The organism is Rhodoferax sp. (assembly GCF_012927445.1).
In the GTDB taxonomy this organism is placed as follows: domain Bacteria; phylum Pseudomonadota; class Gammaproteobacteria; order Burkholderiales; family Burkholderiaceae_C; genus Rhodoferax.
Window position 1 is genome coordinate 114,566 of the sequence record NZ_JABBPD010000007.1, and the last position, 20,429, is coordinate 134,994.

Genomic DNA, 20,429 nt, shown 5'->3' on the forward strand with positions numbered 1-20,429 from the left:
TAGCGAACGATTAGCGATGGTTTTAATACAATCGAACCTCCTGAAGGGTCCAAATTGAATACTCACACCGATAACCATGCAACGGCCGCAGCGGTCACTCCCTCCGAATGCGATGTGCTCGTCATCGGCGGCGGACCTGCGGGCGCCACAGCGGCGACGTTGCTGGCTGAGCGGGGTTACAAAGTCACCCTGCTGGAGAAAGCCCATCACCCCCGCTTTCATATTGGTGAATCGCTGTTGCCCGCCAATTTGCCTTTGCTGGAAAAGCTCGGCGTTGCCGACGCGGTGCGCGCGATTGGCATGGAGAAATGGGGCGCCCAATTTGTCTCCCCGGTCCATGAGCACGAACAGACGGTCGATTTCGCCGATGCCTGGGATAAATCCATGCCCATGTCGTACCAGGTGCGGCGTGCTGACTTTGACGAAATCCTGATTCGCAATGCGGCCGCCAAGAACGCGAACGTGATTGAAGGCTGCCAGGTCAAAGAAGTCGTGTTTTTGCCCGACTCACAAGGGGCCCGGGTGCAGGCCCGGCACGACGACGGGCGGGAAGAATGCTGGAACACCCGCTTTGTGCTGGATGCCTCTGGCCGCGATACCTTTCTCGGCAATCGCATGAAAATCAAGCACAGCAACAAGAAACACAACAGCACGGCCGTCTATGCGCACTTTTCAGGGGTGAAGCGCAATGAGGGAAAAAATGCAGGCGACATCACCATTTTCTGGTTTGAGCATGGCTGGTTCTGGTTTATTCCACTGACCGATGGCTTGACCAGCATCGGTGCCGTGACCTGGCCTTATTACCTGAAAACGCGCGCTCAAAAACCACTGGATGTGTTCTTTCAAGAAACCATCGCCCTGTGCCCCAAACTGGCGCAACGCCTCGAACAGGCGCACATGGAAACCACAGCGGAGGCGACGGGTAATTTCTCCTACGTCTGTGAGCGCACGCATGGCGACAACTATCTGCTGCTGGGCGATGCCTTTGCCTTCATTGATCCAGTGTTTTCCTCCGGCGTGATGCTGGCCATGCAAAACGCGTTTGATGGTGCCGATACGGTGGACACCTGCCTGCGCCATCCGGCACAGACCGCCGCCGCCTTGAAAAAATTTGACCAACGCATGCGCCACGGACCCAAAGTTTTTTCCTGGTTCATCTACCGCGTGACCAATCCCACCATGCGCGAGATGTTCATGAATCCAGGCAATCCGTTTCGCGTCAAAGAGGCCTTGCTCTCGGTGCTGGCGGGCGATGTCTATGGCACAACGCCCACGGCGCGGTCCATCGTGATGTTCAAGGTTATCTATTACTTGGGTTCGTTATTTAATTTCAAACGTACGTTTGAGGCCTGGAAAATGCGTCGGCACAATATCCGGCCCGTTGAGGCCACGCGTGCTGCGGTGAACGGATGACGATGGATTTGGCGGTATTGAGCAACCAGCACCTGTCGCTGGTGGCGTTGGGGCAACTCAGTGAGGCGCGCGCGCGCCATGTGCTGGGTGCCATTTGCTATGTTGCGGCGCCGCTGACCGAGTCCGCAGCACCCCGGATCGACGCCCCGTTGATCCGGGTGTTGATGCCCCCTTTGGCAGAAATGAAATCGGCCCCCTCGGGTCAAGCGGACACGATGGCCGCAGCCGCAGCCGCTGACCCGGTCTGCGACGTCTGGTTCAGTGGTTCGGCTTTGGAACCGGGGCAGCGCGGTGACATTCGGTACCGCCACGATGGCAGCACCTTGTTTGGGGTGATCGAACTCGCCGAAAGCGCGCCCGAAGCCGGCTCGACGTCGACGCCGCTGCAGCACACCACGGAACGGGCCTACCGGCAAATTTTTGAGCTGCTGGAAGCGCTTGAGTACCCTTATTTGTTTCGCCTGTGGAACTACATGGCGGACATCAACGGTCAAAGCCATGGGCTAGAGCGCTATCGCCAGTTCAATCAGGGGCGCCAAAAGGCCTTTATTGCGTGCCGGCGCGACGTGGTGGGCAATGTGCCGGCCGCTTGTGCGCTGGGTGCCGTCAGCGGTCCGTTGACGATCGCTTTTTTGGCCGGGCGCCAGTCGCCGCTGGCGATCGAGAACCCACGCCAGATCAGTGCCTTTGCCTATCCCGACCACTACGGTCCGCGCAGTCCGACCTTTGCGCGTGCCAGCCTGGTTCGCCTGGGTTCTGAGGCGGTGTTGTTTGTCTCGGGGACGGCCAGCATTGTGGGTCATCGCACCGTGCATCCCGGCGACGTGCAGGCGCAGACCCGCGAAACCCTGACCAATATTGAAACCATTGTTCAGGTCGCCAATCAGCAAGTGGCCAAACCCCTGTTTTCGCTCCGCAATCTTCTGTACCGTGTTTACGTGCGTCACAGCACCGATCTGGCGGCCATTCGAGACGTCATGCAAGAGCGGATGGGGCCGCAGTTCAATGCGGTTTTCCTGCAAGCGGATGTCTGCCGGCACGACTTGCTGGTGGAGATGGAAGCCAGCGCATCGCTTCCCGCGTAGTCGAGCCCTTATGCGCAAAATTATTGGGCTCTACGACTATCTGGTGCTGTACCTGGGCCTGCTTTGGCTGGGCTTGCTCTGTCTGGGGTGGACCTTGGTGGCGGTGGTGCTCTACCCGCTGTTGCCGCTGCACCGGGGCCGTGCCCTCGGCCGCTGGGTCATCATGGTCCTGTTTCGTTGCTATCTGGCCAGTTTGAGTGCCTCGCGGCGCTGCCATTTTGACCTGACCGCACTCGATGCCCTGCGCCATGAAGGTCCGCTCATTATTGCGCCCAACCATCCGAGTTTGCTGGATGCCGTGATGGTGATTTCCCGGTTGCCCAATGTCGCCTGCGTGATGAAATCGAACTTGATGGACAACGTTTTTCTGGGGGCCGGTTCACGCTTGGCACGTTACATCGGCAGCGAGCCGGTGCGCAACATGATCCATTTGTCGGTTAATGATTTCCAGAATGGCAGCCACTTGTTGTTATTTCCCGAAGGCACCCGGACAACGCGCGACCCCGTGAATCCGCTGCGCGGCAGCATCGGCTTAATTGCCCACCAGGCGCAAGTGCCGGTGCAAACCGTTTTGATCGAAACCGATACCAAGTACCTGAGCAAAGGCTGGCCCTTGTTCCGCAAGCCGGTCTTGCCCATCACCTACCGGGTGCGCTTGGGACGCCGCTTCGATCCGCCGACCCATACCCATCGCTTCATGGCTGAATTGCAGGACTACTTTGCAAGCGAATTGATCCAAGGTTCCGCTTTTCATCCCCCCGGCGCACTGTCCGGCAAAGAGGTCGGCGCGCCGACCTCACCTCCCAACTGAATCTCTATGACCGCATCCACAACTCATGTTGTCATCATCCCCAGCTACAACCCTGGCGCGAAAGTCTTTGAAACCGTGCGCGATGCGCGCCAATACTGGAATCCGGTGTGGGTCGTTATCGATGGCAGTACCGACGGCACTGCGGCCGGCCTGCATGACATGGCCGCCCAAGACAGTGCGCTGCGCGTCATAGAACTCCCGCACAACCAGGGCAAGGGGGCGGCCGTGTTGCACGGGCTCCAACTGGCCGCGCAAGCAGGCTTCACCCACGCCCTGACGATGGACTCGGATGGCCAGCACCCGGCCGATTGCATCCCCGCGTTCATGGCGGCCTCCGCGCAGCAACCACAAGCCATGATTTTGGGCGTGCCGGTGTTCGACGCCAGTGCTCCGACTTTGCGTGTCAAAGGTCGGCAGGTGTCCAACTGGTGGGCCAATCTGGAGACCTTGTGGGCCGGTATCGGCGATTCGCTGTTCGGCTTTCGGGTCTATCCGATTGCGCCGCTGTGCCAAGTGATGCGGCGGCAACCCTGGATGCGCCACTTCGATTTTGACCCGGAGGCGGCGGTGCGACTGTGCTGGAGCGGCGTGAAGCCGGTCAATTTACTCGCCCGTGTGCGCTACCTGCGCGCTGATGAAGGCGGCGTCTCGCACTTCCGCTATTTGCGCGATAACGTCTTGCTGACCTGGATGCACACGCGGCTTTTTGTCGGATTTGTGCTGCGCTTACCCGCGCTGCTCATGCGCCGTGCGGTCGGTTTTTTCCGAGCGTGACGGCACCGGGATGCCGATGCGCGGCAGCCAGACCCGCAGCAGCGGCGAGGTCACCACGGTACTGAAAATGGCCATGATGACCAGGATGGTGAACATCTGCTGCGAGATCACGCCGAGGTCGTAGCCGACGTTGATGACGATCAACTCCATCAGGGCGCGCGTATTCATCATCACGCCCATGACTTTGCCCTCCTCGTGATTCATGCCGGCCGCCCGGGCGGCCAGGTAAGCACCGCCAAATTTGCCCAGGGTGGCGAGGAAGACTATGAGCGCACACCAGCCCCAGGCCGCCAGGGTATCCAGGCTGCCGATATTGGTGCGCAGCCCGGTGTAGGTGAAGAAGATGGGCAGAAAAAACACCATAACAAACGGGCTGATGCGGGTGGTCCAGGCGCGGACAAAGGCATGCTCATCGTGCAACAGTACGCCCATCATGAAGCCGCCGAAAATGGCAAAAATGCCCAACTGGTAGGTGGTCATCGCGGACAGGAAAATGCCTGCCAGCACAATGCCCAGCAGGTTGTGCGACAACACGCCCGAGTGCGCATTGCAGCGGTGCAGGATGCGCTTCATCAACGGGCGAATCACCCACCAGCTGGCCAGAAAGAAGCCCAGCACCAGCGCCACTTTGAGGGCAAAGCTGGGTGCATCAAAGTTGGACAGGGACAGCGTGGTGATCAATGCCAGCAGCAGCCAGCCGATGACGTCGTTAATGGCCGCCGCACTGATGGCGATGACGCCAATCGGAGTGCGCGTCATGTTGAATTCCATCATGATGCGCCCGAGAATCGGCAAGGCGGTGATCGAAAACGCAGTGGCCACAAACAGCGCCGTACCCAGCGGGTGCGCGCCCGGTGACAACGAGGCGGCACTGGCTTGGCCGACGATAAACCCCAGGGCAAAGGGCGCCACCATGCTGAAGCTGGCGATCCACATCACGGCCCGGCGGTTACGCCGTGCGCTCAAGTGAGAAAAGTCGAACTCCAGACCAATCTGAAACATCAGCAGCACCAGCCCGATTTGCGACAGCATCTGCATCGGTTCCGGCGCGCCGGAGTGAAACACGTACTGAAAGACATCGGGGGCGAGCAGGCCAAAGAGCGAGGGCCCCAGCAGGATGCCGATCACGATTTCACCCACCACCATGGACTGCCCGATGCGCAAGGCAACACCGCCGCCAATGCGGGCGGCCAGCACGATCACCGTGAGTTGCAGCAGTGTGAAAAACAGCAGGGCTTCGGTCTTGTGGGTGGACAGCGTGGAGGCAATGGTCATAAATTTGAGGGTGACCGGTTAAATCATGCCGCCATTGATGGAGATGATCTGACCGGTGATGTAAGCCGCCTGCTCCGAGGCGAGAAAGCCAATCAGGTCTGCGACTTCCGAGGGTTGACCCACCCGCTTCATCGGTACCAGGCGGGCGATGTCGTCGGCCTTGAACGCCGAAGCGCTCATGGCGGTGTCGATAATGCCGGGGGCGACGGCGTTCACGGTAATGCCGCGACTGGCCACTTCTTGCGCCAGTGATTTGGTGGCCGAATTGATGGCGCCTTTGGCCGCCGAATAATTCACCTGGCCGCGATTGCCGGTAAGCGCCGCGATCGACGAGACATTGACAATGCGGCCCCAGCGACTGCGGATCATGGGCATCATCAAGGTGTGGGTGACGTTGAAAAAGCCATTCACTGACACATCAATCACCCGGTGCCATTGCTCGGCCCGCATGCCGGGAAAAATGGCGTCGTCGTGGATGCCGGCGTTATTCACCAATATCTGGATCGGCTTGTGTTCGATGATCGGCGTCAGCGCATCGGTCACGGCACTGCTGTCCGTCACGTCGAACACCAGGGCTTCGGCACTGCCGCCCCCGGCGCAGATGCGGTCCACCAGCCGCTGTGCCGCCTCCAAACCATGATGGGCATGCACATAAACATGGCAGCCGTCGGCCGCGAGTCGCTGACAGATCGCGGCACCCATGCCGCCACTGCCGCCTGTAACTAATGCAGTTTTCATTAAGATTCTCCGGGAGTGAGTGCCGCCGCATTGAGTACCACGGCGGCGCGTCCTGCCAGCAGCAGTTGACCCGCTGCGCTAACGTTGAATTCGTACAGGATGTTGTTGGGGCTGGCGGTCAGACAGCTGGCCTCAATCCATAGATCGGCGGCAATGTCGTCCAGGCGCGCAACGTGCAGCGTCGTGCTGCGCACACTGACCAGGTAGCCGGCGCGGGGGGTGTCGAGGCTGGGCCCGGCCAGTAACGCGCCATGCAGGGCCATGGCCTGTGCCGCATATTCAATGCCGCAGACCGCACCTAGCCGGCCATGGGCGCGTAACGGATTGGTGCTGTCGCGGTGGCTGATGGCATCACACTGGACCTTGAGCTGATCCCAGGCCAGTACGCTGTTCAGCAGGCACATGCTGCCCTGGTGGGGCACATGGGCGGCAATCCAGGCGTGGTCGCGTGGGGCGAAGTTCAACACGGGGTCACGGTCACGGCAAGACGACTGCTGTCAAGGTAATCCAGCACGAGGTGTTCTTCTGTGCGCAAGGCCAGGGCGCGCAACAAGGGCAGGCCGCGGGCGGCCGGGATGCCTGAACGCAATTGCTCAAGTGCCGGATTTTGCAGGGTGTGCGCTGCGGCGTCGGTCAGGGCCACACGAATGTGCGCCAGACTGTGTTGACTGGGCTGCGGTGCCAATACCAGCGCGATACCAATGGCATCGCTGATCGGGCGGACGCTGTGCAAGGGCTCCGGGTAGGGGGTGTCATAGGCCAGCAGGACGGTCCGGGTGTTGTCTATAACGACCAGGGACAAGGCTTCAAGCAGCCCCGCGCAAAAACTCGCATCGAACGCACTTAAGACGGACGCACTGGTCATCGCCCCCGTAGCGATACCCCAATAACCGGCGGCGGCATTGTGGGTTGAGTTATGAAATCGGGTGGGGGAAATGGAGCGGTCATCCGAGGCCAGCACTTCACAGATGGCATGGCAGTTTTCGCCATCGCCACTGGAGGCGGAAAAAACGCTCGTGAGTTGGGTAGCATCCTGCTCTGCCATGGCGATCGCTTCCAGGCCAATCGCCAGAGTGAGCCGGACAATGGCACCACTGCGGCGGCGCTCTGCGGCGGGCAATAAGGTGGGTACCGGCAACACAGTTTTGCTGGCTTGATAGGGCTGCTGGCCCAAGAAAATGGCGCGGGCACTCGGCCAGTTATTCAAGCCAGGCCCCAGCAGACCAATACCTTCAATGTAGGCGGAGAGTGTCATGAATTATTTGGCTCTTCCAAAAACCAGGCTGCAATTGGTACCACCAAACCCAAAGGAGTTGCTCAGTACATGTGAGAGGGGTTGTTCGCGGTTGGTCATCAGGTAATTGAGGTTCAGCTTGGGATCAAGATGCTCGGTATTCAAGCCCGCTGGCAGCAAGTTGTTTTGCAGTGCCAGCGCACAAATGACGGCCTCAAGGCCACCCGCTGCCCCGAGTGTGTGGCCGGTGGCGCCTTTGGTTGAACTGCACGGGGTCTGCGAGCCGAACAGGGCCAGCACGGCTTTGCCTTCGGCGTCGTCATTGCTTTGGGTTGCTGTGCCGTGAAGGTTGATGTAGTCGATATCAGCGGGGCGCAAGCCCGCCATCTTGAGCGCATCCTGCATTGCCATGCGTGCGCCCAGACCTTCCGGATGCGGCGAGGAGATGTGATAGGCGTCGCTGGATTCGCCGACACCGAGTAACAGCACAGCATCCGCATCAAGAGGCTCGGGCAGGCGTTCCAATAAGGCAAAGGCGGCGGCCTCCCCAATCGAAATACCGTTGCGGTTGGCATCAAATGGGCGGCAGGCCTGCCCGGAAAGCAAGCCCAAGGAGTTAAACCCATACAAGGTGGTCAGACACAGGGAGTCGACGCCACCGACGACCGCCGCGTCAATAAAACCAGCGGCCAGCATCCGGCGCGCCGAGCTGAACACTTTGGCGCTGGACGAGCAGGCCGAGGACACCACGACCGCCGGTCCCGTCAGATCAAAGTAGTGGCTTGTGAAGTCGGCGACGGAAAAAGTGCTGTGCGTGCCGCGGTAATTGAAATCCGGTGGCAAGGCGCCAGTGACGGGGTCACGCCGGCGATAGGCTAACTCGGTCTGCAAAATGCCCGCCGTGCTGGTGCCAATAAAGACGCCGACACGCGAGGCGCCGTAGCGCTCGACCGCCGCCTTGACGGCAGTGGCAAAGCCATCTTGCTCCAAGGCCAGTTGTGCGAGCCGATTGTTACGGCAGTCGAAGGCGGCCAGTGGCGGGCGGAGCCTGACAGCATCAACACCTGGCACTTCGCCGGTGTACGTCTTCAAATCGACCGTGTCGAAGGTGCAGGGCAGCAGGCCACTGCGGCGCTGGCGCAAGGCATCCAGTGTTTCCAGCAGGCCCCGACCGATGGCACTGGTCGCCGTAAAGCTAGAGAGGTGAAGCGATTTCAGCATGAAATTAAACCAAAATCAAAGAGGAATTTGAACACAACGCCGCTGCCGTAATGACAGTTGCGCCACCAGTATGCCCAATAACAAGCCCGCCACGACATCCACCACAACATGCTGCCGGATGGCAATGGTCGAATAAATAATGCCGGTGCACCATGCCCAATTGACGTAGCGTAGCCAGTTGGGCACCCCAAACCGACTCAAAATAAAATTCAGCCAGATGGCTGAAAAAGTCGCGGTGGCCACATGCAGTGACGGGCAGGCATTGCCGGCTGCATCCATGTTTTTGAGATAGTCCATGCCGGGGTACAGGGCCCAATCAACTTGAGATGCCGGCACTGAAGTTGGCCAGAAATAAAAAATCAGCAGACCAATCAGGCAATTGATCGCCATCGCGGCGGCATAGTCAAACAGTTCGCGCCGAGTGCCCAGTATGGCGGGCGGCAATGAAACATAGACCCAGAGCGAAACATACAGCGGCATGGCCGACGGTTGGAAACTGATTAAATGGTCCAGCACGGTGAGCGGCATCACGGTGATTGGAAACGAGGGGCTTTTCAGCAGGTAGAGGTAAGCGCCAAAAAACAGGGCAATGAACAAGGGCGTGACCATTGCCTTGAGCCACAGATGCCGGGGCAAGGCAATGGCGACCTGGCGATACCACGCCAGCGGGGCAAGGGAATTATTCATGGGCTCGTCATTAGAAGGTGTGAGATGCATCAATTACACCTGCTGCAGTGTCACAAACCGCAAATTATTCGCCACGGCGGCGTCCAGTAATGCCGGTAGAACTTCCAGGATGACCGGCGTGCCGGCACGCGTGCGTGCGGCATTGCCATCATGCAGCAGCAAGATAGCACCGGGGCGCAGTCCTGCGACTAAGGTGTTGGTTACTTTGACAGCGTTGCTCACGCGTGTGTCGAAGCCGCGCACGGACCAGCTCACCAGTTGCAAGCCCAAGCGGGTCAGTACCGGGTCAAGGAACGGGTTACGAAAGCCGGCAGGGGCCCGGAAGAACCGGGGACGTTGCCCGGTGAGGCCTGTCAGCGTGTCTTGCGCCGCTTGCAACTCTTTGGTGATGCCCTTCAATCCCATCAAAGCGAAATTATGACGATGACGTTGACTATGGTTTTCAATCGCGTGCCCGCGTCTTGCGATTTCGCGGCACAGCTCGGGATAGCGTTCAGCGCGCGCACCAATGACAAAAAAAGTAGCCCGGACACCATAACGTTCAAGCACCTCAAGGACCTGTGGCGTCACCACCGGATCGGGGCCGTCATCAATCGTCAGCGCGATTTCATGACGTGCCGCCGCAGCTGCGGGCAGTTGCGTCCAGTTCGACCCCATTCCGTGGCTTCGCGGCGAGAGCCCCAGCAGCATGAGAACCATGTGATTGGCGAGCATGACTGCCAGCACCCAGCGCCAATGCATGGGCGACACCAGCAAAGCCAGCACCGCCACACCATGCAGCCATAGCGTGCTGCGTATCAACCAAGTGGGGCGCCAAGCTGATTCAAGCACGGGACGAGCGGGCAAAAATTGCGGCGTAGATCAGGGCCAGAACCACACCCGGCGCCACGGTGACGCCCATCGCCTGCAAGATGGAGACTTTGGAAAACGCCAACAGGCCAAAACCGGCAACGGTCGTGAGATTGGCAAACAGCATGGACGCCAAGGTACTGGGGGTCACTTTTGAATCAGCCTCCTTTTGATCAAAAAACAGGGCGTAATTGGAGCCTACGGCCACCACCAGCAGCAAACCAACCAGATGCAAGATCATCAGCTGCTGGCCGAACAGCGCCAAACCTGCTGTGACCGTGATCACGGCGGCCACCATGGGGGCAATGATGCGAACTGCGCGGGAGGCAGAACGGGTCACCACCAGCAACAAGCCGAAGATGACCGTCAGTCCGCCCAGTGACAACACAATCGCCTCGTTCAAATAGCCGGCGAACAGTCGATCGGCCTCGACTTTCATGTCCATGAACAAGACACTGGGCAGCTGGGCCGCGTTCAGTGCCGATCGAATGCTGTCGGCATTGATATCCTGGTCGGCCAGCGCGGTCAATGGCAATAAAGCACTCCAGTGGCCTTCTTGCTGAACCAGCAGGGCATCCACCGCCATGGCCATGGACGTTTTTTCAAGATCCGCCGCCTGCAACAAAGGTTGCTTGCTGGCCGCTTCGACATCGGCCAGAAAAGAGGCAAACAGGATGGGTTTGACCGGCAAGCCCTGCACTGCTTGCGCCAGATTGGCTTGCAGCACGGCCGTCGCGGGTAGGCTGGCCTGCCTTAAACGTTGGCTCGCCAGACTCGGCAGATAGCGGCTGGGACTCTCAAAGCCGGCCAGATGCCCGCCATTAACCTGGGTTTGCAGCACGGCGGCAACCCGCTCGCTGGCTTGCAACACGTCTTCACGGCTGGCGCCCGAAACCACGACCAGATACCGCACATCGGGTGCGCCGGTGTCCGAGCGCAAACGGGTGTCGAGTTGCACATCCGATTGTGAAATCGGACTTAACGAAGAGATATTGCTGCTCCACAAGGTTTCCCGGTGTTGAATCAAAATCGCCAGCGCCGACACCAGCACAATGAGTGCGGGCCAGCGCAGTGCGGCCGCCCGCTGTACCAGCCACGACAGACGATGGCCAATGAACGACACATCGCGAATGTGGAAACGCGCTGGCAGCAGGTGGGGCAACACATAGCGCGTCATGCCGGCGGCGGTCAGCAGACCCACGGTGGAATACAGCCCCAGTTGGGCCAAGCCAGGAAAGCCCGACCACAGCAATGAGGCGAAGCCCACGATGGAGGTCAAAACGCCCAAGCGGATGGTGGGCCAAAACTTCTTGATCCAGTTTGGCCGATCGCCTGCGACCTGTTCGGATTGCACAAAAAGGTAGATGGAGTAATCCACCGCTTCGCCAATCAGCGCGGTGCCAAACCCCAGCGTGATGCCGTGGACGGTACCAAAACCCAGACTGACAGCAGCGATCCCGGCCAGCGCACCGCTGATGACCGGCAAAAACCCCAACACCAGCGCGAGCAACGAGCGATAAACCAGCAGCAGCAGCGTCGCAATCAAAAGGATGCTGATGAGCGATAACCACGAAACCTGTTCTTTGATGGTGTCACGCGATTTCACCGAAAACACCCCGGGGCCCGTCATTTCGAGCTTGCTGCCTGGGCTCACCCCAGCGACGGTGTTGAAGGCCTGCTGAATGGCCGTCATGGTCGATTGCTGGGCATCCGTATCGGCACCCGAGGCGCGGGTTTGCATCAAGAGCAGCGCGCGCTTGCCGTCGGGCGAGGCCCATGCCCCCTCCAGCATGGCGGGTTGCCGATTGCCATTGAGTTGGCCCAGCAACTGCATCATTTCCCCGGTCGGATCGCGCGGCAGCATAGACTTGACCAAGAGCCCGGCCGGCGAGGCGAGCAGATCGAGGCTCTCGCTCAAGGCGTCATGTAATCCGGCCACGCTGAAGCGCTCCGGCGTCACAGCCGGGCTCAGCAAGTAACGATTGTTGAAAAGATAAGCCTGGTCCCGCTCGGCCGTCACCGGCTCGCCGTTATTGACGCTGACAAACGCCGGGTTCGAGCGCAGGTTTTTCGCCAGTTGTTTGGACTGGTTAGCGCGGGTGCTTGCATCGGTCCCTTCAATGCTGACCAAGATCAGCCGTGAGGCCAGACCATCGCGGATTTGCTCCAGCAACAGTTGCTGCTCCGGGGTGGGGCTGCGCGGCAAGAAGGCCGATAAGTCGTTGGTGAATTGACTGCGGCTGATGATGACGCCACAAGTCAGGACAAACGCCAGCCAGACAAAGATGGCGATCCGGCCCTGGCGCCCAAGCGCTGCCTTCATGGTGTCGCGACTTTCTCGATCTGCATGACGGAACTGTCGCCATCGACTTGCGTGACATGGATGCTGCGGAGTTCATCGCGCACCCCTGTAATGCGGATCAGCGCAACGACTTGCTTCATCTTGCTGTCCAGCGGCACCAGTTTCAGTGTCCAGCCTTGTGCCGCGCCTTCCAGGCTCAGTTGGTAGCTGCGTTCCAGGGCCTTGCGATCGCCGGCGAGCGTGCCACGAATGCTGTCAATGAAGGCGGTCAGTTCAGGATAGGTCTGCAACTGCAATTGGATTTTTTGCCGACCGCGTTCAATTTGCAGGTTGTCCCCGTTCACCACCATGGTTTCGAGTTTGGGTTTGAGGGTGCGTTTTTCCAGCCGATCCGGCGCGGTGTAGAGCAGATCGCCGGACGATTCAACCGGCTGCTCAAGGATGGCGATGGATTTTTTCTCAACGAAACGGGCATGACCTGAACGCGTTTGCGCCAGGCCGTTCATGAGTTGGTCAAGATCCCAATCGGCAGCATAGCTGGGTGCCGACAGGACGACAACCAGCAGCCCGGCGAAGAGCCCTAACAATGGACGAAGGTGGGAGCGAGTAAAAATCATTTTGTTTTTGCGTCAGAGATGGCAGCGGGTGGTTGCCAGAAATCAAAAAAATTAAACCAGTTGTAGGGTGCCTGGCGACAATATTGATCGAGCAGCGCGGCATAGCGGACGACCGCGGCCTCGACTTCGGCCCCGCGTTGCCCGCCAGGCGTTTTGGAAAAATCAGCCAGGGGTTCAAAGTTGATCTGGTAGCGATTGCCGCCCAGATACAAGCCGACCATGAACACCACGCGGCGACGCAGCAAAGCAGCCATCCGAAACGAACCCGTCGGGAAGTAGGCCACGCTACCGAGCAAGGGGATCGGCAGCATTTTATTTTCACCGAGCGTGCGGTCGGCCAGCACGCCAACCACGGCACCCTCATCCAGTTTGTCACGAACCAACAGCATCGAGTCGATACGACCGAGACCGATGATGTCCGTCGAGGCTTGTGGATTGATGGCCGCCAGCATGGCATTGATTTTCTGGGCGTTGTCTTCGTGCATGACCATGCTCACGCGCAGGTTGGGTATTTGTCGGCCCATGGCGCGAATGACTTCAAAGCTGCCCATGTGGGCGCCGATTAAAAACAGCCCACCCTCCTCGGCGAGCATGTCCTGCAGCGCGGCTTGCCCATGTAGCTCAATATCGAATAAATCAAAGCGCTGGTTGATCAGGTAGATGCGGTCGTGAATGGTGGCTGCAAAACAGAAAAAATGCCGGTACAGGTCAGACCATTTGACGCGTCGCCCCAGCGCGCGTTGCAAATACGCTTGTGAGGCACGGCGACTGGTGGGGGCAAACAACAGAAAATACGCCGCGATGAGATGCAGCACGATTCGCCCGGCCGGCCGCCCCAGGCGCAGCGATATCCAGGTCATGATGCGCAGCATGAGCATATTGCTGCGCTCAGGCGTGCGCATCCAGACGGAGGTCTCGGGGGTGGACGACGCTGACGTCATGCCACCGTGCCCAGCATCACACTGCCCGTCGCGATCTTGCGTTGCTCCGCCAGAATGTCGAAGCGTATCGAGCCATTGGCCAGCACCTCGCTCAATAGCACGACGGCAACCCCCGGGGTCAAGGGGCTTAAAAATTTGACCGAACGCAATTCGCAGGCGCTCAAAGACCAGCCCGTGGCGTCTGCAATTGCCAGCAAGGCCTCGTCCAGCAACACCACGCCGGGCACGATCGGGTTACCGGGGAAGTGCCCCGCGAAGGCCGGATGTTGCAGATCAATCGGGAGTGCAGTGTGCGTGATCATGGGCGCTCACCGAGCTGTGCCTGAATCAGGTTTTTTAAGGCCTCGCGCGGCAGTTTGCCCGTGCTGTTGCGCGGCAAGGCCGTGACAAAGAGCAAGGGGCGCGGCAAAAATACCGGGTCAATGTGCGCACGCAGCGCCGTCAGTATTTGGGGGGCGCTTAAGGTCGGTGCAACCACGCAGGCCGCCAGCCGCATGACGTGATCGTCCGATAGGCCGTCAGGCATATAGAACGCGCCGTCCACAACGCCGGCAATGGCGTTCAGCACATGATTCAGGTGGGCCAGCGAACTGCGTTTGCCGGCAATATTGATCATCTCGGCCGTGCGTCCGTGCAGCAAAAAACAGTCATCATGCGTGGGTTCAATCACGTCATTGAGCACGATCGGTTGAATCACATGCCCCCCCGAAGCCGTGACCAACTCGCCTTGCTGGCTAAGCTTGATGCCGGCGAACAAGCGCCACTCACTGGTTTGGGTCGGTCGCCGTGTCGCGAGGGTGCCGGTTTCGGTGCAGCCGTAAATTTCTTGCAACGGGGAGCCAAAACGTGCTTCTACCTCGTGCGCCAGGGTCAGCGACAACGGTGCCGTCGCCGAGAGTGTCTGCGCGACTTCCGGCAGTTTGAGCTCGGCATCGAGCAACATGCGCAGATGCACGGGGGTGGAGACCAAGACGCGCGGCGCCGGCATCTCCGCCAAGGTGGCAACGATATCGGCCGGATAAAACGGCTGCGCACTGCACAGGGCGTGGCCGCTTAAAAGGGCAATCAAAACCGTTGATTCAAAACCATACATGTGTTGCGGCGGCACCGTCCCGACGATCGCATGGGCAGGTGCCGTCGCCGACAAGCCGATGCGCTCGGCTTGCGCCAGGACACTGCGCACCAGTGCACCCCAGTATTTTTGATGCGGCACCGGCGTGCCGGTCGACCCTGACGTGAAGACCACCGCCACCAATTGGGCGCTGTCAATCAGGGGAACGACAGGATCGACATCCGCCACATCAGTTGCCTCTGGATAACGAAACTGCGGCAACGCAATGCTGCAGTTCAGCGTGTCATGCAGGCAAAAGACGTCTGGCGCAAAAGCCAGCATTTGCCGAATCATTTCCGGCGTGTGGGTGGAGGGCAGCAGGCTCACCTTGCCTTTGACAAGGGCCGCAGCCAGCCCGACGGTGAAGCGGTAACGGTCGCCGCACATGTTCAGGATGTAGTGCCGTGGCGGGAGCAGCTGGGCCAGCGCGTTGACATCCGCCAGAAAGCGGGCGACGGTGATCGCTTGTCCTTCATGCCAGGCCACGATTTGATCTGGGCGCGTGTGACCCATCAGCGGCAAACGAGTCATGGTGTTCACTCGGCGTGCTGCGTTCTGGTCATTGGCTTGCTTTTGTTTTTCCAGATTCGGAACGTGTCGGCAATAGGACTGAGGCTTCTCTCGGGGAGCAACTTCCTGCGTACCCAATGTTCCGCAATGAACATTAACGCCACCAGTGGCAACGTCAGAAAATTGGCAAAAACGGACCAGGTGGTTAAGGGGGTGAGGAAAAAGAGCAGCGTAGAAACAGTGGCCATGAGCCCGAAAAACCAGCTCCAGGCCCATGTCACCTGATGCGCGTAGTGCGCATGCTGGGGTGTGATTTCGCCATGCGCCATTTCCGCAAACTGCGTGCACAGCGGTTTGCGTCCTGCCACCAGCGTTCTGGCAAAGGTCATGAACAGAATGCACTGCATGCCGGCATCTTGTAGCCAGTACAACACGCCAAAATGCTGTTCCAGCAAGGTCCAGCTGCTGGCCCCCGCCGCGCCGGTCATGGCGAACAAAGACAGCCAGAGCCAGCGGGGTGACGACTTCAAGGCATACACCAGGCCGATGACAAATACCGGGGCAACCGCCACGACCGCGCCAAACTGGCCGTTGTGCGCATTCACATTGGTGTAGTGCGCCAACACCGGATACCCAATCAGCAACAAGCCAATACCGAACCAGCGCGCCATGCGGACGGCGTTTGACATCAGCGCGTTCTCTGGCTGGCGATGTAAGCAGTCAAACTTGCCAGTGAGCTAAAGAAGCTTTCATTGTCCTGGTTATCCGCACGCATTTGCAGGCCGTAACGCTTGGAAATGACCAGTGAAATTTCCAGCACGTCGATTGAATCCAATCCCAGTCCATCACCATACAAAGGCGCATCCGGTGCAATTTCAGTCGCTTGGATATCGAGGTTCAACGCCTCCACGATCAACTGCGCGACTTCAAGTTGCAGCGCCTGATCATTGGCAAAGGGCGGGGATGTTGTTTCTGTCATATATATTGAATTGCTGATTTACTGGGCATTTTATCTTCCTGCCCGTCAATTTCCAACTTGCCTTATCTCGCCTTGTTACAAGTTGGAGCTGGTGATCGCGCGCGGGAGGCTGCCTTCGAGTACTTGCGTGTTGGCGAGGAGCATGTGTAATCCACGCCCAAGGCTGAGCGGGGTCAATCCAGTTCCTATTGAATCCCCGTCTTGCCAAAACGCGCATGACGATCCAGCGTAATGCCATTTGATGACTGGATGAAGCCGCTGGATGACGACTTCTTTCAATGCAAGCAATGTGAGTTTGGAGTAAGGAGGCTCGTACATAATCGTAACGAAATGTAATATTAAAAACAGGGAGTTAAGCGATGTTCGTTATCAATCCACGCCGTTGGTTGACGGTGCTAGGTGTTGCGCTAGCTTTGTCAGGCTGCGCGAATATGAAAAGCCACGATGCACTGACCAGTCAAATGCAGACGGCGCAGAAAACCAGTGGCATTCCCGGCGCGTTAAAGACGCTTGAGGCCTCGGCCACCAGCGTGGATGAGAAATCCGCACTGCTCTACAACCTGGAGCGTGGTGAACTGCTGCGGTTGGACCACAAATACAACGACAGTACCCAAGCCTTCCTGCTGGCCGACAGCAAGGTCAAGGAATGGGAAGAGTCGACCAAGACCAATCCGCAAAAAATGTTGTCGATGCTGGGTGCAGGCACCATCAGCGAACGCCTGAAGGTTTACGAAGGCCAGGATTACGAAAAGGTCTGGTTGACTACTCGACTGGCGCTCAACCGGGTGGCCGCTGGCGATCTGGACAACGCCCGGGTCGACATCAAACGCACCCACGAACGTGAGGCACTGATTGCTGAGTACCGTGCCAAGGAAACGGCAGCCGCTGAAGAGGAGGCCAAGTCCAAGGGTAAAGGCGCGGTCGGTAAGGAAATCAACGGTTACCCGGTTGAAACCCTGAACGACCCCGAAGTGCTGGCGCTGAAAAACGGTTATCAAAATGCCTTAAGCCATTACCTCGCCGGCTTTTTGTACGAAGTGATGAACGAGCCTGGTATGGCGGCACCGGGTTACCGCAAGGCGATCGAACTCAAGCCTGAAACCGGCGTGCTGGAAGAGGGCCTGCGCGGTCTGGACGCACGCACCAGCTTCACCCACAAGCGCCGCCAGCGCATGACCGATGTGTTGTTTTTGGTGGAAGCAGGCGACGCCCCGGCCCGCAAGCCCAGGGCCTTCACGGTTCCGGTCCCCACGCCGGGTGGATTGCGCACCGTGAGTATTTCGTATCCGACGATCGAACCGTCAACCGACCCGCTGTTGACTAATCTCTCGGTCGCTGGCCGCGAATTCAAACTGGAGAAGGTGGTTGATGTCAACGTGATGGCGCGCCGTGCGCTCAAGGACGAAATGCCTGGCATGGTGTTCCGCGGCGTCACGCGTGCCCTCGTCAAGGGGGTCATGCAGGATCAGTTGCAGAAAAATGCGGGGCTGCTGGGTGCCCTCGTGGGTTCGATCGCATCGGCTGTCACCGAGCAGGCCGATGACCGCTTGTGGCGCATGCTGCCTGGCCGGGTCTATGTGGCACGGGGTTACTTGCCTGAAGGGGAGCACAAGATCCAAATCAACGGCCGCGACTTCAACATCAACGTCAAGGTGAACGGGCAATATGCCATCGTGCCTTTGCGCTTGTACGACAAGGATGTGCTGGTGGGTGACGTTGGCAACTTCGGTGCGCTCGCTGAACAGCCATTGGTGGCGGTGGCAGATATCAAGCCAGCGGCTGCAAGCGCCGGCACAACACCCAAAGCCAAGTCCAAACAGGCGTCCAGGAAGCCGGTAGCGAAACCTGTGGCGATCAACATGGCCACCACGACGGACAAAACTGTCCCATAACCGTTCCAAAACAAGTTAAAAAATGATTTTTACAAAGAAACTGATAGTGGCGCTGGCAAGCACGCTGGCGCTGGCGGCCCATGCCCAGCACGACGCCGGAACCCCCGTTGCCGTGGCCGCCAAGGTGGCACTGCGCGGTGATGCCAATGGCGTGCGCATTTCCGAGATGCGGGTGGTTCGACGCAACGACATCCTGATCGTTCAGGCGGATCTGGCCAACAGCGGCAACTCTGACCGGACGGTGTTCTACCGTTTTCGCTGGCTTGACAACATCGGCAGCCAGGTGGGCGATGGCGAGTCGTGGAAGCAAATGGGTTTGCTGGGCCAGGCCCAACAAACCGTCAAGAGCGTGGCGCCGTCCTCGGTCGTTACCGATTTCCGCCTCGAAATGAATGTTGAACGCTGAATCCCACACGCCGCGCCGCCCCGTGCCACGTCCTGTCAAAACTATCAAGGAAAACCTATCATGTCCCGTCTGATCACCTCCGCCCTGTTGCTGTGCGCCACCGTGGGCCTTTCGGCCTGCCAATCCCTTTCCTCGCCGGTCGTGCGCCTGGACCGCCAGGTGAACTACGGGGACGCCAAGTCGGTTGAACTCGTCACCAACGAATTCGGTTCGACCGATCTGCAGATGATTGCCGAAAAAATGGTCGGCAGCCTGCTGGAAACCGGTATTTTCCAGGGCCGCCCCACGGTCACCATCTCGACGGTCAAGAACAAGACCAGCGAGTACATCGACACCACCAATGTCATGAACTCGATCCAGACCACACTGGTCAAGTCGGGCAAAGTGCGTTTTGTTCGCTCCATCGCTGAAATGCAGCAAGGTGTGGACGAACTGCAGCGCCAGAACCAGAGCGGCATGTACAAGCAGACCAGCACCGCCAAGATCGGCAAGATGACGGCCGCCAAATACACGCTGGAAGGCGAGCTGACCAGCATCGTCAAGCAAAACGCCAGCACCAAGGACGTGTTCTACAAGTTCACGCTCAAGATGATCGATGTGGAAGAAGGCTCGATCGAATGGCAGGATGAAAAAGAAATCCGCAAAACCAGCAAGCGCTGAACCGGGCCACACCATGCAACGACGCACTTTCATCCCCACCCTCTCGGCGCTGGCACTGTCCCTGGGCCTGCTGGCCGCCGCGCAGGCGCAGGCGCAGCCCATGTCGCGCATTGCCGTGACCGACTTGGCCTACACCCAGGCCGTTTCGGAATATTTTGTCGCCGCCACCTACAAGGAAAGCAGCCAATTCCAGGCCACCCGCTACAGCGCATCGGGAAACCACCAGGCCAGCGGCGCCTACGTGGCCGGCAGCTACAGCTACATGGAGCAGCGTGAACTCGGCTCCTTCACCAACGACATCAAGGGCGCGCTGCTCAAGGGCACGTCGTTCCGGCTGGTGCAGGGCAAGGGCTTTGACGCCGGCAACCCGCAGCCGACCAAGGCCGAGCAGGCACTCAACCAGTTGCAAACCGGCAAGGTGGCCAAGCCGGTGCGCCAGCCCGAGGTCAAGGACATCATCGCGCGCATCAAAAAAGGTGAGTTCAGCGGCGCTGACTATGTGCTGTTTGGCACCTTGTCGCACGTCGAGTTTCGCGACCAGTTTTCTCCACTGCAAGGCACCACCAGCGCCACCGTGCAATATGGACTGGACTTGCTGGCCGACTTTTCGTTGATCAACACCAAGACCTTTGAGATCAAGGCGTCTTTTTCGGCCCAAGGCGCCGGCAATGACACCAAGCTCTTGTCCAACCGGGGCGACATCCAGCCGCCGAACCGGGCCAAAGTGATGCGTGAAACTTCGCAAAGCCTGGCACTGAACGTCTACGAGCAAATCGTTTCACAGCTGGGCTATTCCGACCCGAACCTGGCCCGGGGTGTCCGCTCTGGCGTCCAGATGGTGCCGGGGCAGGCCATGTCTGGCATGTCGCAGGGGCAACCGGCACCGCAAGCCGACCAAGTGATGATCCTGAAATAACGCGACGA

Annotated in this window: 22 protein-coding genes; 8 read left to right on the plus strand and 14 right to left on the minus strand. The window is 59.1% G+C overall.

Going from position 1 to position 20,429, the window contains the following annotated elements:
- Positions 1-54: 54 nt before the first annotated feature.
- The 4 genes from HHJ17_RS12205 to HHJ17_RS12220 are packed head-to-tail and all read left to right on the plus strand — an operon-like array spanning position 55 to position 4,083.
- The gene (locus HHJ17_RS12205) at positions 55-1,413 is read left to right on the plus strand and encodes an FAD-dependent oxidoreductase (RefSeq protein WP_296499450.1); all 1,359 of its coding nucleotides are present in this window, start codon (positions 55-57) and stop codon (positions 1,411-1,413) included.
- Positions 1,410-2,498 carry a hypothetical protein gene (locus HHJ17_RS12210; RefSeq protein WP_296499452.1) on the plus strand — a complete coding sequence of 363 codons (1,089 nt, stop codon included), beginning with the start codon at positions 1,410-1,412 and terminating at the stop codon, positions 2,496-2,498. Before HHJ17_RS12205 ends, HHJ17_RS12210 begins: the two co-directional genes overlap by 4 nt.
- 10 nt (positions 2,499-2,508) lie before the next feature.
- Complete coding sequence (locus HHJ17_RS12215) at positions 2,509-3,309, plus strand: lysophospholipid acyltransferase family protein (RefSeq protein ID WP_296499453.1); 801 nt, start codon at positions 2,509-2,511, stop codon at positions 3,307-3,309.
- Between the two features lie 6 nt (positions 3,310-3,315).
- Positions 3,316-4,083 (plus strand): glycosyltransferase family 2 protein, encoded by a 768-nt coding sequence (locus tag HHJ17_RS12220; RefSeq protein WP_296499456.1) that lies wholly within the window; start codon positions 3,316-3,318, stop codon positions 4,081-4,083.
- On the opposite strand, the gene HHJ17_RS12225 is transcribed toward HHJ17_RS12220, so the two are convergent.
- The 14 genes from HHJ17_RS12225 to HHJ17_RS12290 are packed head-to-tail and all read right to left on the minus strand — an operon-like array spanning position 4,036 to position 16,547.
- Positions 4,036-5,358: a cation:proton antiporter gene (locus tag HHJ17_RS12225; RefSeq protein ID WP_296499458.1), complete on the minus strand. Its 1,323-nt coding sequence runs from the start codon at positions 5,356-5,358 to the stop codon at positions 4,036-4,038. The genes HHJ17_RS12220 and HHJ17_RS12225 overlap by 48 nt on opposite strands.
- A gap of 18 nt (positions 5,359-5,376) precedes the next feature.
- Positions 5,377-6,096 (minus strand): 3-oxoacyl-ACP reductase FabG, encoded by a 720-nt coding sequence (gene fabG, locus HHJ17_RS12230; RefSeq protein WP_296499459.1) that lies wholly within the window; start codon positions 6,094-6,096, stop codon positions 5,377-5,379.
- On the minus strand, positions 6,096-6,500 hold the full coding sequence (locus tag HHJ17_RS12235) for a hydroxymyristoyl-ACP dehydratase (RefSeq protein ID WP_296499493.1): 405 nt from the start codon (positions 6,498-6,500) through the stop codon (positions 6,096-6,098). Before HHJ17_RS12235 ends, fabG begins: the two co-directional genes overlap by 1 nt.
- 56 nt (positions 6,501-6,556) lie before the next feature.
- Positions 6,557-7,351 carry a beta-ketoacyl synthase chain length factor gene (locus tag HHJ17_RS12240; RefSeq protein WP_296499460.1) on the minus strand — a complete coding sequence of 265 codons (795 nt, stop codon included), beginning with the start codon at positions 7,349-7,351 and terminating at the stop codon, positions 6,557-6,559.
- Between the two features lie 3 nt (positions 7,352-7,354).
- The gene (locus HHJ17_RS12245; protein WP_296499495.1) at positions 7,355-8,548 is read right to left on the minus strand and encodes a beta-ketoacyl-[acyl-carrier-protein] synthase family protein; all 1,194 of its coding nucleotides are present in this window, start codon (positions 8,546-8,548) and stop codon (positions 7,355-7,357) included.
- A gap of 18 nt (positions 8,549-8,566) precedes the next feature.
- Complete coding sequence (locus HHJ17_RS12250) at positions 8,567-9,238, minus strand: phosphatase PAP2 family protein (RefSeq protein WP_296499461.1); 672 nt, start codon at positions 9,236-9,238, stop codon at positions 8,567-8,569.
- A 33-nt stretch (positions 9,239-9,271) separates the two neighbouring features.
- A complete protein-coding gene (locus tag HHJ17_RS12255; protein ID WP_296499462.1) occupies positions 9,272-10,069 on the minus strand; it encodes a polysaccharide deacetylase family protein in 798 nt (265 codons plus the stop codon).
- The gene (locus HHJ17_RS12260) at positions 10,062-12,410 is read right to left on the minus strand and encodes an MMPL family transporter (protein WP_296499463.1); all 2,349 of its coding nucleotides are present in this window, start codon (positions 12,408-12,410) and stop codon (positions 10,062-10,064) included. The genes HHJ17_RS12255 and HHJ17_RS12260 overlap by 8 nt, the downstream gene beginning before the upstream one ends.
- The gene (locus HHJ17_RS12265; protein WP_296499464.1) at positions 12,407-13,006 is read right to left on the minus strand and encodes a LolA-related protein; all 600 of its coding nucleotides are present in this window, start codon (positions 13,004-13,006) and stop codon (positions 12,407-12,409) included. The genes HHJ17_RS12260 and HHJ17_RS12265 overlap by 4 nt, the downstream gene beginning before the upstream one ends.
- On the minus strand, positions 13,003-13,947 hold the full coding sequence (locus HHJ17_RS12270; protein ID WP_296499465.1) for an acyl-CoA synthetase: 945 nt from the start codon (positions 13,945-13,947) through the stop codon (positions 13,003-13,005). The genes HHJ17_RS12265 and HHJ17_RS12270 overlap by 4 nt, the downstream gene beginning before the upstream one ends.
- Positions 13,944-14,249 carry a hypothetical protein gene (locus HHJ17_RS12275; protein WP_296499466.1) on the minus strand — a complete coding sequence of 102 codons (306 nt, stop codon included), beginning with the start codon at positions 14,247-14,249 and terminating at the stop codon, positions 13,944-13,946. Before HHJ17_RS12275 ends, HHJ17_RS12270 begins: the two co-directional genes overlap by 4 nt.
- Positions 14,246-15,589 (minus strand): AMP-binding protein, encoded by a 1,344-nt coding sequence (locus HHJ17_RS12280; protein WP_296499467.1) that lies wholly within the window; start codon positions 15,587-15,589, stop codon positions 14,246-14,248. Before HHJ17_RS12280 ends, HHJ17_RS12275 begins: the two co-directional genes overlap by 4 nt.
- Before the next feature lie 5 nt (positions 15,590-15,594).
- Positions 15,595-16,257: a hypothetical protein gene (locus HHJ17_RS12285; RefSeq protein WP_296499469.1), complete on the minus strand. Its 663-nt coding sequence runs from the start codon at positions 16,255-16,257 to the stop codon at positions 15,595-15,597.
- The gene (locus HHJ17_RS12290) at positions 16,257-16,547 is read right to left on the minus strand and encodes a phosphopantetheine-binding protein (protein ID WP_296499471.1); all 291 of its coding nucleotides are present in this window, start codon (positions 16,545-16,547) and stop codon (positions 16,257-16,259) included. Before HHJ17_RS12290 ends, HHJ17_RS12285 begins: the two co-directional genes overlap by 1 nt.
- Before the next feature lie 431 nt (positions 16,548-16,978).
- Between HHJ17_RS12290 and HHJ17_RS12295 the strand changes: the two genes are divergently transcribed.
- From HHJ17_RS12295 to HHJ17_RS12310, 4 genes are read left to right on the plus strand one after another with little or no spacing between them, the layout of a single operon-like run.
- Complete coding sequence (locus HHJ17_RS12295) at positions 16,979-18,439, plus strand: hypothetical protein (protein ID WP_296505960.1); 1,461 nt, start codon at positions 16,979-16,981, stop codon at positions 18,437-18,439.
- Positions 18,440-18,461: 22 nt separating this feature from the next.
- Positions 18,462-18,845 carry a YcfL family protein gene (locus HHJ17_RS12300; RefSeq protein WP_296505962.1) on the plus strand — a complete coding sequence of 128 codons (384 nt, stop codon included), beginning with the start codon at positions 18,462-18,464 and terminating at the stop codon, positions 18,843-18,845.
- A gap of 60 nt (positions 18,846-18,905) precedes the next feature.
- A complete protein-coding gene (gene lpoB, locus HHJ17_RS12305) occupies positions 18,906-19,505 on the plus strand; it encodes a penicillin-binding protein activator LpoB (RefSeq protein WP_296505964.1) in 600 nt (199 codons plus the stop codon).
- A gap of 13 nt (positions 19,506-19,518) precedes the next feature.
- Entirely contained in the window at positions 19,519-20,421 is a 903-nt protein-coding gene (locus HHJ17_RS12310; protein ID WP_296505966.1) for a hypothetical protein, read from the plus strand.
- The last annotated feature ends 8 nt before the right edge of the window (positions 20,422-20,429 follow it).